This is a genomic window from Nibribacter ruber (assembly GCF_009913235.1).
Lineage (GTDB): Bacteria > Bacteroidota > Bacteroidia > Cytophagales > Hymenobacteraceae > Nibribacter > Nibribacter ruber.
In genome coordinates this window covers 4,106,305-4,118,835 of sequence record NZ_CP047897.1, presented here as the reverse complement: position 1 = coordinate 4,118,835, position 12,531 = coordinate 4,106,305, and the positions used below count along the sequence as shown (strand labels likewise).

General features: G+C 52.2%; 11 protein-coding genes. All 11 read right to left on the bottom strand.

Annotated features, from left to right (window positions below; genetic code table 11):
* Positions 1-9: 9 nt before the first annotated feature.
* Positions 10-930 (bottom strand): M48 family metalloprotease, encoded by a 921-nt coding sequence (locus GU926_RS17385; protein WP_160694141.1) that lies wholly within the window; start codon positions 928-930, stop codon positions 10-12.
* Positions 931-1,138: 208 nt separating this feature from the next.
* Positions 1,139-1,390 carry a hypothetical protein gene (locus tag GU926_RS17380; protein WP_160694139.1) on the bottom strand — a complete coding sequence of 84 codons (252 nt, stop codon included), beginning with the start codon at positions 1,388-1,390 and terminating at the stop codon, positions 1,139-1,141.
* Positions 1,391-1,545: 155 nt separating this feature from the next.
* Positions 1,546-1,926: a CZB domain-containing protein gene (locus tag GU926_RS17375; protein WP_160694137.1), complete on the bottom strand. Its 381-nt coding sequence runs from the start codon at positions 1,924-1,926 to the stop codon at positions 1,546-1,548.
* A 130-nt stretch (positions 1,927-2,056) separates the two neighbouring features.
* Positions 2,057-3,082, bottom strand: a complete 1,026-nt coding sequence (locus tag GU926_RS17370) for an SDR family NAD(P)-dependent oxidoreductase (RefSeq protein ID WP_160694135.1) — start codon at positions 3,080-3,082, stop codon at positions 2,057-2,059.
* Positions 3,083-3,085: 3 nt separating this feature from the next.
* The gene (gene ligD, locus GU926_RS17365; protein ID WP_160694133.1) at positions 3,086-5,605 is read right to left on the bottom strand and encodes a DNA ligase D; all 2,520 of its coding nucleotides are present in this window, start codon (positions 5,603-5,605) and stop codon (positions 3,086-3,088) included.
* Between the two features lie 174 nt (positions 5,606-5,779).
* Complete coding sequence (locus GU926_RS17360) at positions 5,780-6,865, bottom strand: glycosyltransferase (RefSeq protein ID WP_160694131.1); 1,086 nt, start codon at positions 6,863-6,865, stop codon at positions 5,780-5,782.
* Positions 6,856-7,842, bottom strand: coding sequence for a glycosyltransferase family 2 protein (locus GU926_RS17355; RefSeq protein WP_232058372.1), 987 nt, complete (start codon positions 7,840-7,842; stop codon positions 6,856-6,858). The genes GU926_RS17360 and GU926_RS17355 overlap by 10 nt, the downstream gene beginning before the upstream one ends.
* A gap of 30 nt (positions 7,843-7,872) precedes the next feature.
* On the bottom strand, positions 7,873-8,940 hold the full coding sequence (locus GU926_RS17350; RefSeq protein ID WP_262886147.1) for a glycosyltransferase family 2 protein: 1,068 nt from the start codon (positions 8,938-8,940) through the stop codon (positions 7,873-7,875).
* The gene (locus GU926_RS17345; RefSeq protein ID WP_160694127.1) at positions 8,940-9,869 is read right to left on the bottom strand and encodes a glycosyltransferase family 2 protein; all 930 of its coding nucleotides are present in this window, start codon (positions 9,867-9,869) and stop codon (positions 8,940-8,942) included. Before GU926_RS17345 ends, GU926_RS17350 begins: the two co-directional genes overlap by 1 nt.
* Before the next feature lie 16 nt (positions 9,870-9,885).
* On the bottom strand, positions 9,886-10,875 hold the full coding sequence (locus GU926_RS17340) for a polysaccharide deacetylase family protein (RefSeq protein WP_160694125.1): 990 nt from the start codon (positions 10,873-10,875) through the stop codon (positions 9,886-9,888).
* A gap of 17 nt (positions 10,876-10,892) precedes the next feature.
* The gene (locus GU926_RS17335) at positions 10,893-12,527 is read right to left on the bottom strand and encodes a glycosyltransferase (RefSeq protein WP_160694123.1); all 1,635 of its coding nucleotides are present in this window, start codon (positions 12,525-12,527) and stop codon (positions 10,893-10,895) included.
* Positions 12,528-12,531 lie beyond the last annotated feature (4 nt).

The window sequence follows — 12,531 nt, the reverse complement described above, 5'->3', positions numbered from 1 at the left end:
TGGAATATTTTAGGTAGTCAAGACCCCCACCCGTTGGCCGTCTTCATTCAGCAAAAGGCCATCTGTGGTGACAAAAATGTTAGGCAGATACTGGCTTTCCAGCACGTAGGGGAAGTTGCGGCTGTTGGTCTTCTGCATCTTGCCAATCACTTGCAGGCCGTCTTCGGTTTCCCGCACTACGTTGTAGGCCGTGGTTACATAAATACGCTCCTGGGGGGCTCCCTGTAGTTTTACCTGGCGCAGAATATACTGGCTGTTCATGCGGGAGGCAGAGGCCCTTCTGGCGGTAGCGGCCGGGGCGGCAGACGCCATGGCAGAAGAACGCGCCGGAGCGGCCACCGTTCTGGTAGGCGTACCCGCCTTGGCACTGGCCAGGATCTGGTTCTCAGCGTTGCGCCAGCCTCTGTTAATAGCGGCTAAACGTGAGCTCTTTCCTGGATGCGTGCGGTTGTCTTCATCATCTGCCAGCACTTTAATGGCTGCCTGGGTCTCACTTAAGCTGGCTCCCATCTTGCGTAGCACAAAACCAGAGAACTCATCGGCTTCCAGCTCATCATTGATGTTGCTGCCGCCCTGGGTCAAGGTATGCCCATTCAAATGGTGGCCAATCTCATGCGCCAGAATGCTCACCCCGGCCCAGTCTGTACGTACCGCGTTGTTCACGGCACTCAGGAACTGTTCATTGTACAGGATGTACCGCTTGCCATTGATAATGGTGGCAGCGGCATTGGGCACATTTGCAGCGCGCACCTCAAACCGAGGCTTCAGGCCGATGGCGTCAATAATCTCCGTGATAATGTCTCTGGCCCCTGCCTGGGTGGTGTATTGGGCAGCAGATCCTTCCTTGGCCTCGGCCACAGACGGATTGCTCACTGCGGCACCAGCAGTGAGCAACACGCTGGTGAGTACTGTTAAAAGAACCTTTTTCATATGCGTTTCCATCTATTTTAAAACAGAAGGCGTGGGTAGAAAATTCAACGCCTTTGCTATTACCCTTATTGTTCTCTGTTTATAGCAAGTACTCTGCCAGTTTTTGAGGTAAGAGCTACAAAACAAGGTTGACCAAGCTGTCTTCAGACTTTTTTTGGGATGGCGGCGAGGCACAAAAAAGCCCCTGGCTTGGGCCAAGGGCTTCCTGCTAAAAGTTATTCTCTGTGTTGGCGTCCCCGTCATTGGTGTCACGCTCATCTAGTGAGTTCTCAGAAGAAAACCTGGAGGTGTTGTCAAAATTTTCATCCTGTTTGGCAGAATCATACCCGGTCATGGAGCGCTTGTACGTGTCATTGTCGCTCTGGCTTTCGCGGTCTCGCTCGGTTTGCTTGCCCTGGTCTGTTCTTAACACAGACTTGTTGCCGTCCTTGTCGTTTACTGGTTTATTTTGATCTGGCATGGTGCTTTTCTTTAAGTAGAACAAAAAGGCTTTGTGTAAAGCCCATGCTCTTTTTACTTGCCTGAAGAGAAAAGGGTTATGTGCAAACCCTGGTGACAACCACAAAAAAAGGCGCCCGTGCAGGCGCCTTCCTTAAGAGTTGGTAGTTGTTACAGCTACAGCAAGGCCTTTTTTTCTATGTCCGTTAAGAGGTGTAGGAAGGCATCTGCCAGCGCGTCTACCTGGGCTAGGCCTTCCTGGGCCTGCTCCTGCTTGCCATTTTGGTACAGCTGGTACAAATGGCGGGCCGTGTCATGCAGTTGGTCATGCAACTGGTCTAGCCGGTGCATGTCTGGGCTGTCTCCTAGCTGTGGGAAAGCCACTTGCTTAATCCATTGACCCAGAGAACAAGCGTTGTTTGACAAAACGGGTTCTGGGTCTATGGACGCACCAAACAACAAGGCCCGTAGCTTAGACTTGAACAGCACGTGCTTTATTCTGGCCTGTTCAAAATCATGGCTGCTGATAGTAGTTACTTCCGTTTTGGGGTGAATCACGTTGAGTAGGTTAAAAAGCTTTACAAGGTAAGAATTCTCAGCGTACTTAAGTTCCCCTAGTGAATTCTTAGCTGTAGCAGCCTCGTTTTTGGGCTGTTTTCCAGAAAACAGCCCAAAAACGAGGCCAGCATCAATACTCATTGTTCTTGGCGGCAGCCTTGCGGTTGGGAGCGTTCAGGATGGACTGGGTAAGCGGGGTCTCGCTTTCATAGCCCCGTACGCGCTCCTTGCCAATGCCGCCCGGCTCTGGCAGGAACTGGTTGATGACACAAAGCAAGTCGGTGACGGTGCCAGGAAACAGCCCGTGCAGGGCGCTCATGAGTTTGGCGTTCAAGCCCAGCGTCTCTTCTGCCTTGCCATACCGCGCGGCATCCACAATCTTGCGGGCGGCGTCCTCGGCGGCCAGAGAAATGAGCGGGTTGGCATCTAACAGCGCGAAGGCCGTATATTCTTTCTCATGCTGACCTTTCACGAAGGCGTTGCGCGCGCTGCCCGTGCGCATGAGCCCCGGGTTGATGGTGGTCACGTAAAGACCGTACTTGCAGAGTTCCGCTCTAAAGCCCTCAGACATGCCCACCAGCGCAAACTTGCTTCCGCTATAGGGCACCAGGTGCGGTACGCTGATCTTGCCGCCAATGGAGGCGATGTTTACTATGCGTCCTTCGCCGCGAGCCTTCATGTCTGGAATAACCTCTAACATGGTGTACAGGGCGCCCCAGTAATGGATGTTCATGGCCTCTTCAAAATCGGGCACGTCCATCTCCTCCAAAGGCCCCGCCGAAATGACGCCTGCGTTGTTGATGAGCACTTCTACCGGTCCCAGCCTTTCCTTTATTTCGGCGATCATGGTTTTTACCTGCTCCTGGTCGGCTACGTCACAGTTGAAGGCCAGCACCGTGGCTCCGCCGGCTTCCAATTCGGCGCGGGCGGTGTCCAGTTGGTCCTGGGTGCGGGAGCAGATGGCTATCTTGGCGCCTTGCTCCGCAAACGTTCTGGCCAGCACCAGGCCCAGGCCGCGGCTGCCGCCGGTAATGAGCACCGTTCGGTCTTTAAAGGAAAATTCGCGCTTATTGCGTTTAAAAGAACGGAATAGAAACAAGCCACCCAGGCCGGCACCGGCCAGAAGCCACTTGTTCTTCGTTTTGGTATTCATCATAGTTTATTTCTTTAGTTGTTTGAGGTAAGCGGCCGCGTCTATGCCTTCGCCTAACACTGGTTTAAAAATGTCTCCCAGCTTTTCTACCCGCTCTGGTACGTTTTTGATGGTAAACTGCGACGGATGCAGGCCTTTTTTGACTTCTTTCCATTGCAGCGGCGTAGACACGGTGGCCCCGGCTTTTGGGCGCACGCAGTACGGCGCGGCAATGGTCTGGGCAATGGCGTTTTGCATGTAGTCCAGGTAGATTTGGTGGCGGCGCTCTTTGGGGCTACGCTCCAGACTGGTGAGTTTAGGCAATTTCTCATGCACGCGCTGGGCCACCAAAAGCGCCAGTTCTTTCACATCTTCAAAGGGGAATTTGGCGGCCAGCGGCACGTACAAGTGCATGCCCGTGGCTCCGGAGGTTTTAGCGTATACGGGTATCTTCAAGTCATCCAGCACTTCTTTGGCCGCCAGAGCCGTCTCTACCACCTGGTCATAGGTATTCTCGCCGGGGTCCAGGTCCAGCACCAGGTAGTCTGGACGGTCAATGCTTTGCAGGCGCGAGTTCCAAGGGTTGAGCTGAATGCAGCCCAGGTTGTTAAGGTAGGCCAGCGTGGCTTTGTTTTGACAGATGATGTAGTCTACCTCCTGCCCCGTGGACTCTGCTTTGATGGCTTTGGTCTCCACCCATTCCGGCGTGTGGTCCCCAGCATCCTTCTGGAAAAACCCGGGTTTGGCGATGCCGTTGGGGTTGCGCAGCAGAGATTCTGGCCGGTCTTTGAGGTATGGGAGAATAGTGTCTGCCATGGTTTGGTAATACTGCACCAAATCTCCCTTGGTGATGCCTTCTTCCGGCCAGTACAACTTCTCTGGGTGCGTGATGGGTACTTCTGTTCCGTTTAGTTTCAAGACCATGGCATCTTCTGTTTTTTTGCCTGATTTCTGAGATTTCATTGGTTTTCCGGCGCTCTCCTCTACGCGGGCTTCTTCGGCGGGGACGGTAGGCTCGTGAATGACCTCTTTGGCTTTTTTGTCTACCCTAAGTCCTTCAAAAATGGCCTGGCGCATCTGCCCGTCACTGGTCCATTCTGCAAAGGAGAGTTCGCAGACCAATTCTGGTTTTACCCAAGTCACGTCCCGGCTCAGGGACACTTTCTCTTTGAACGGCGATTTTTTCTGTACCAGCGGCTCCAGTTTGGCTTTGAGCTCAGAGAGGCTTTGCTTGTTGAACCCGCTGCCGCTCTGGCCCACGTATTTAAGTTCTTTGCCCTCATACACGGCCAGCACCAGCGCGCCAATGTGCACACGGCTGCCTTTGGGCTCTGTAAACCCGGCAATGATGGCTTCCTGCCGTAAATGGGTTTTAATCTTGAGCCAGTCCTGGGAGCGCTTGCCAGTTAAATACTTGCTCTCGGCGGCTTTGGCCATAATGCCTTCCCACTGGCCTTTCTGCGCTTCTTTGAAGAATTTGATGCCGTCCCCCACCCGGTGTTCACTGTAGCGCAAGGGATCTTTGGCCTTAGATAGGACCTGTTCCAGTTTCTGCTTACGTGCCAGCAAGGGTTGGTTTCTGAGGTCTTCGCCGTCCAGGTACAACAGGTCAAAGATGTAGTAGTACAAATGCTCTGAAGGCGTGTTTTGGTAATTTTGCAGGGCCTGAAAATCGGCTTTTCCGTTCTCATCCAGCACCACCAACTCTCCGTCAAACACGGCCTGGTGCGGCAGTTTTTCTAAGGCTTCTACCACGGGCTGGTATTTCTCTTTGAATGATTTTCCGTTGCGCGAGTAGAGTTCCAGACGGTTGGGTTTTACTTCTGCCACGGCCCGGTAGCCGTCCCATTTCACCTCAAACAGCCAGGCTGGGTCGTCAAAAGGGCCATCGGTGAGTTTGGCGGTCATGGGGTCTATGAGGTGGGGCATGGGCATGGCGCCCGCTGGCTTCTCGGGCGCTGCCGTGGCCGCTTTCTTCTGATTTTTGGGTTTGGCCGCCGGAGCAGTTCCTTCCACAAAGTCTTCTGCCGAGTAGGTTTGATCTGTGGCAAAGTCATCTTGCTTTTTGAGCAGCAGCCACGCGTCTTCCTGGCGGCCTTTCATCTTGATGAGCGTGAACTCTCCCTGCAGCTTTTCGCCTTCCAGCACAAAATGCAGACTGCCTTCTTCCAACTCTTGCAGCATCTGCTTTTCGCCTTCTTTGCGGTTGGCCGCCTGCAAGGCGTGAAAGGTACCCTGGTCCCAGATGTCTACATGACCAGCACCGTAATTACCTTCTGGAATGTCTCCTTCAAAGGTGCGGTAAGCGAAGGGATGGTCTTCTACCATGACGGCCAGGCGCTTGTCTGCCGGGTTCATGGAAGGGCCCTTGGGCACCGCCCAGCTTTTGAGGACGCCGTCCAGTTCCAGCCTGAAATCATAATGCAGCTTGGAGGCCTGGTGCCGGTGCACCACGAAGCGCAGGTCTCCTTTTCCTTTTTCTGGTTTGCCCGCAGGTTCTGGGGTCTCCTTAAAATGTCTTTTCTGGTTATATTCTTCTAAGGCCATGGTTCACACACGTTGGTTCATAGGGTCTGGAGTTTGTACGAGAAAAATCACCAAACGCTACTAAAAACCAACATGCGTCGTTTTTGGCCTGTTTCCTGGAAAACAGGCCAAAAACGACGCTCATGGACTATTAAAGAACGAACCGAAGATTTTCCTTCCAGCCTAAGACGAAAATCACACTGGCATGTACATCTCCGGAAAATCTGCCGCCATAGCATCTTGTGCCATAGGTTCCTCCTGCTTGGATGGCACCTTGCGAAGATGTTGGTCAAAGACATGTATGCGTTGGAAGTTGGCGTACAATGCCCGGTGCGGGAACAAGGCCGAGATTTTGGCTCTGGCCGAAATGGTTTTTAAAAAGTAGAAGTCCCGTTCTTCTTTGTGCCAGTAGCAGCCCAGGTAAGATAGGAATGCCCTGGTCCATTTTAGGGCATAAGAGGCCATGATGAGCACCAGGCACAGATAGAAAGTCAATTGGCCTCTGGCTCCTTTGTTCAGGAAGATGCGGTAGGGAACAATGCTTTCAAAACTCTTGGCGCCCTGCTTTATCAACCTGACGGTATATTCCCAGCTTAGTCGGCTGTTGGGCATGAAGTGTTTGAACCTGAGCTTTTCTTCATACCAAATAGAATACCCGGCCAGCGCCAGGTTGTAGCAGAGTTCATAATCACCGCCCGCGCTCAGGTGGGTACCCAAGCGGTCTGCAAGCAGCGGCTGAAACTGCGCCTTGACGATTTTTTCATACGCGGTTTTCCTGATGACGCAGCCCGCGCCGTACACTACGTTGTTAGGCACGGAACCAGACTCCTTTGCCTGCGGACCGTTGGCGAACAAGCCGTGCCCTCTCACCCACAGCGGCACTTTGTTTTCAAAGACCAGCTCGCCGCGGCCACCCAAAGCGCCAATGGAAGGATTCTGGGTCATGAGGCCATAGGCGGTGCTTACATAGTCCGGGGCCAGCCAGTTGTCATCATCACAGAAGAGCACGAAGTCATAAGTGGCGTTCTCCATGGCCATGTGCCGGGCATGGGTGAGCCCCGGCTGCGGCTGGTACAAAATGATTAAGGGAACCGTAGTCTGGCTGTCGGCCCAAACATCATAAATCACCCGCTGAGAATTGTCTGTAGAAGCATTGTCTACTATCAAGACCTCCCATTTTATATCTTCCCGCACTTGCTGCTGGGCCAGATGCCTAAGGGTTTTAGGTAAAAGGCGGGCACCGTTGAAGGTGCAAATAACCACAGACACTCCTATTTCCATAACCTTCTAAGCAACATCATGGCGTGTAATCTTAAACTGAGCAGGTAAAAGACGGGACTCCTGGAGAGTTGGAGGGATTGGTGCATTTGAGCGAGCGTAGCGGTCTGGTCATGTACCTGGTGCCACAATTTTCTGGCTACTTTTAACCCATATTTGGCATAGTACCGCTTTGATTGCCTTAACACCTGGGCTTTGTCTTTCTCTGGCAGATGCCTTTGAATGAGGGTCATGGCTGTTGCCAGGTCCCGTAGGTGCTGACCCGTGGCAAACTTGCCTCCTGAGATGGAATGCGTATGCTCCCGATAAAAGGCCAGAATCTGGGGAGTGTAAGCCACAGGGTAGCGGCTGGCAATGCGGGCCCACATTTCCCAATCCTCGCCGTATTCAACGCCGTAGAAACCGCCCAGTTGTTCATACACGCTTCGGCGCACGGTCATGGCTACGTACTGCACGTGCTGACGTTTGCCTATTTTCAGGAGCCAGTCTTTCAGAAGACCAGGATGCGTGAGTTCAGGAGTTTTGTCATAGACTTTCTCCCCTTGCTCATTCACACACCGGTAGCGGCAAAAGGCGGCGCCTGCCTCTGGGTACTGGTGCAGCAACTGGGTTATTTGGTAGTAATAACCGATGGCTACAAAATCATCGCCGTGGAGTAAATGCACCAAGTGTCCCTTTGCCCGGTTCAGGCAGGTCTCAAAATTCCGGAGGCTGCCTACGTTTTCTGGTTGTCTGTAATAGCCTATCCGGCCCTTCCCCACCTCGGCTACCAATTGCGCTACATCCACGTCTCTGCTGGCGTCATCTACCACCTCAATCTGCATCTGCTGCTCTGGCAGGGCTTGGACCAACACGCTTTCCAAGGTCTCCCGCAAAAACGCCCCGCAGTTGTACACCGGTACCATCACTGACCATAGCGGCCTAGCCGTTGCCGAAGGCAGCGGGTGAATGATAGGTGGTGTGTTGGGGATTCTGGTCATGGCTGGGCTAGCAGTATAGGTTAGAAAAGGTTAGTTAAACAGCAGTTCTGGGATGAATGGTACTGGCACTGGTTCTGGTTCGGGAGTTTCCTTTCTTTGTGCTTCCATGGCCTTGACCAGAAAATATTTCACCAGGTCTTTCAAAGAGAAAGCAGACAGCAAGAGATATACTTTCTGGGGCCATGACAAATACGGCAGAAAGGAGTCAATCAGGTACCGCTTCTTATACATGGCTGCCTTCTGAATGCTTGGGCTATGGCGGTTGGGGTTTTCTTTGGCTAGGATCTTATGCGTAAGAAAGTCCAATTCTTTCAGGCAGTCAATTAAGCGACGGGTACTTTGCTCTTGCAGCAAAGGCGTGAAGTTGTGTTGGAAGCATTCTATGAAAGTAAGCGGTACCGTGTACTCAGGTCCGGCGTAGTATTGCAGGTTGCGCAGAATCTGTTCCTGCTGGGCCCTGGCGTATTCTCCTTTCTTGAGAACCTGGTGCAAGCTTTGACTGGTTACCCTATACTCTAGCAACACTTCTGGCAGGTGATGAATGCGGTATCGTCTGGAAAGCTGCCAGAACAACTCAAAGTCTTCGGCGTACAGGGCGGTGTACCTATTTACGGCCTGTACGGCATCTTTGCGGTACATGACCGTGGGGTGGTAAATCCAGCAGATGAAAGTAAGGTTGTAGTAGAAGTACTCGCTTTTAAAATCATCTACCCTCATGAAGGCGCCGCTTTCATCCATCACCTTCACTGCCGCAGAAACCAGGGCGCAGTCTGGGTTCATTCTTAGATAATCTACCTGTTTCTGCAACCGTTCCAGGTGGCTCACATCATCGGCGTCCATGCGGGCTATGTAAGGGGCTGTGGCTAATCCAATGCCCTTGTTCAAAGTGGCGCTAATGCCCACGTTCTGCTCATTCTGGTACAGCCTGATGCGGGGATCTTGGTAAGATTGCACAATAGCCACGCTGTCATCTGTAGACCCGTCATCTATAATCAAACACTCAAAGTCATGGAACGTCTGCTGAAGAATACTCTCCAGGGCAGCCCTCAGAAACTTATGAGCATTGTATACGGGCATTAAGACAGTGACAGCAGGCATTAGGATACGGCTAGTTTGTGCATTCCTCTCTTCAGAAGTTTTCTCAGACGCAAGGGCAAAGTATGTTTCAGGAAGTACTCCTGCGGATGTCGGTACGGCAGAAAGGCTTTCTCCAACAAGGCCCATAGGCCAGGGTCCTGGATGTTGTGCTGGGTGAGGTAGTGTTCATACCATCCCAAGAAGTACTGCCGGGCCGCCGGGTACAAGCCCTTGGCTTTGGCCGATTGCTCTACCGAACCAATGCGCTGCCGGTAGCGGTTGTTGCAGGCAGAGGAGACATACACGTTTTCCTTCAGGTAGACTTTGCTTAAAAAAGCCTGGTCTTCATACATCTGATAATCATTGATATATGATTCCTCAAACCCTCCTGACCTGTCAAATGCCTCTCTGGTCATGACAAGAGCCGAGGGGCATGGACACGACTTGGCTTGCAGCGGATAAAGTTCTCTGGCAAGTTCCAGCGGCGGGTACACCTGGTCTGCACTTACGCCAATCGGCACCAACACATCTTGCTTACCTGGGTCCTGCCAACTAGACCAATACTCAGAGGCTTCAGCCACCATGCCCACCTCCGGGTGTTTTTGGAGAAGGTCTACCTGGGTTTCTAGTTTAAAGGGCAGCCACACGTCATCTGAGTCCAGGAAGGCCAGCAACTCTCCTTTGGCTCTCCGGACGCCCAGGTTCCGGCTGGCGGCGGCGCCTTTGTTGGCGTGGCCTTCATGCTCTACACAGGTGATTTTGTGAGGATACGCAGCGGCATAACCTTTGGCTATCTCGCGGCTGTGGTTGGTAGAACCGTCATCCACTAAAATGATTTCCCAATGCGGGTAGGTCTGCTGCCGAACACTGTCAATTGCCTCAGAAAGGAAATCTTCTTCATTGTAAAACGGAATGATTACAGAGACCAGGGGCAAATTTGAAATACTCATAAGCGTAAGCGTTACTTTATCTGGGATAGCTAAGAAACTGCCCGAAGGCTTGCTTGCTCAGGTTTGGAACCTGCACCCTTCCCAGTTGGAAAGGGTTTGTTTGCCGCGAAATGCTTTTCTCCTGCGTGGTGAAGGCGGCGGTGTAGCCAAGTGATTGAGCCACCGCCAGGCTGTCTGAGTTGTAGGCTCCGTAAGGAAAAGAACAGGCCTGAACCGGGCTCCCTGTGAGGTCTTGCAAAACCTCCTGGTTTTCTGCCAGCTCTTGGTACTGCCGCGCCTTGCTTAGTGATGACAGCAAAGGATGAGACACCGTGTGCCCTCCCAGTTTGAAAAGCGGATGCCGTGCCAAATCCTGCAACTGGGTCTGAGACATTCTGCCATGTGCTGGCTTGCTTATGTTGTGCGCACCTGCCCATTCCCTTAACCGGGCTAAGTAGTCTTGTTGTTCTACATAAGGTAGCGGCCGAAGCAGCTGCCACAGTTGTAGAAAAAGCTTACCTCTCTGGGTTTCTGGTTCCTGCCCTACGGCTTTCCATTGACTGAGCTTTTGTTGGAGGCTGCCTGTCAGGAAACTCTCTTTATCTAGTTCTATTTCTACCTTGGCACCCGCCACTGCCATGGAGAAACGTGCCGGAAGGTTTTGGCTCCCTAACACCAGGTCTTCCAGCTCATCCCACCAAAATCCCTTCTCAGCCTCCGCTTGGCCACCGGCAATAAAGAAGGTGGCCGGCAACCCATATTTCTCCAGCAAGGGCTTGGCCACCAGAAAATTATCTAGGTAACCGTCATCAAAGGTGAGGGCAATGCTTTTTCGTTTCAGGCTGTTTTTGTCGGCACGTGCCACTAATTCTGGCAAGGGTAGGACCTGGTAGTCTTCTTGTAATAGTTGCAGTTGTTGCTCAAACAGGTCGGGGCGCACTGAGATATCCCAGACATCCTGGCTAGAATCAGTCACCCGATGGTACATCAACACCAACGCCCTGGGCTGAAAATACGCTTTTACCATATGTTTGAGCTTAGTCCCTAGCATACTGCAGATTTTGTGGCGCGCACCGCAATGATTACCTGGAAGTGAGGATCCTGGACGTCTAACTTTTCCTTAGCTACTTCTGGCAGACCTAGTCCGTACAGAAATGCGCTGGCTGCAAACACATTACCATAGGTGCTTATCTCTAGGTGGCCTCCCGGAAAAGTTTCTTCCAGCAATTTGCGCACGGCTTTGTCCGTGAAGGCCCAATACCAGGTTTCTTTCCACTCGCCGTGGTCTATGGGCGTGATGCCGGGTACGGTTAACAGGAGGTGACCGCCCGGTTTCAAAACGCGGTGGCAGGTTTCTAAGGCGCTTTTCACGTCATAAATTAAATGCAGCGTCTGGGTAAGCAGCAGGCAGTCAAAGGCATTGGCCGGTAAGTGCGGGGCATGGCTGATGTCTGCAATGAACGTGGCCTTGGCATTGCTTTCATCTACATGCAGAATATCGCTTTTGGTTACTTTCTCCTGACCATAGGCAAGAGTGTACTCATTGTCTCCTATCTCCAGCACCCGGCCTTGTATGCTGGCAGCATTGTCTTTTAAAAAACTTTCCATGTAGTAGCGGTCAATGGGGCCGCCGCGGTCATAGCCAAACTCCTTGCTGAATGGTTTGGTCATGCCAAAATCCCCGAAGCGCACCTCCCCCACCGGCGGCACAAAACGGCTATACCAGCTATTCTGATGCAGGTACCTCAACCAGGAGGTGGGAATGAGTTTCTTGACTTGTTTCTTTACCATGGTTTTGTTCGCTTTAAGGGAGTATGAGAGCAGGTAATGCGGCCTGTGCTGCAGAAACGTCAACAGCGCGTTGGCAGTAATGGGCGCTTTTTGCTTCACTTGGTGCTCATAGAGTTCTTTGCAGTAGTATTTCTTCCAGGTGGTTCTTCCTTTCTGGTAGGCTCGCCTTTCCTCTTGGGTGGCCAGCTGTTCTCTTTGCCTTCTTAAGGTGGCCAATGCTCCTTGCAGCATCTTGGGAATATTAGAAGACATGTTGGCCGAATGAAACCGATAGGCCGCTATCTTTTCTGCATGGTGGCACACCGGGTACTTTCTGGCGATGCGCAGGTACAGGTCATAGTCTTCGCAGTTTTTAAGGGCGGTATCAAACTGAAACTCCTCCAGCACCCACCTCCTGAACAAGACCGTGGCCACCATGCCAATGTAATTCCCCTGCAGCAGATGGAGATAATGATGATCCGGTACCGCCACTGCCCCTTCTCGTATGGTGTTTTCCTGCGTGTAGAAGGCATCAAACGTCCCTGATACAAAGGCTGCCTCCTTCTGCTGTTCCAGTTGCTTCACGTTCGCTTCAATGCCTTTGGGGTAGAGCCAATCATCGGCGTCCAGGAACAGGAGCATATGGCCTTTGCTGTGGCGTATACCCGTGTTCCTGGCCCCTGGCAACCCTTGGTTCTGCTGGTAGATGTAGATTACTTGTGGGTAGGCCTGGGCCTGAACCGCGGTTTGATCTGTAGAGCCGTCATCCACTACTACTACTTCTGTGTTTTTATAACTCTGATGAAGCACGCTTTCTATGGCCTTTGCCAGAAAATGTCCCTGGTTATAACACGGAATAATCACCGATACCAAGGGCGTGTCTTGCGCTATAGAAAGCATCTCTTCCATGTCT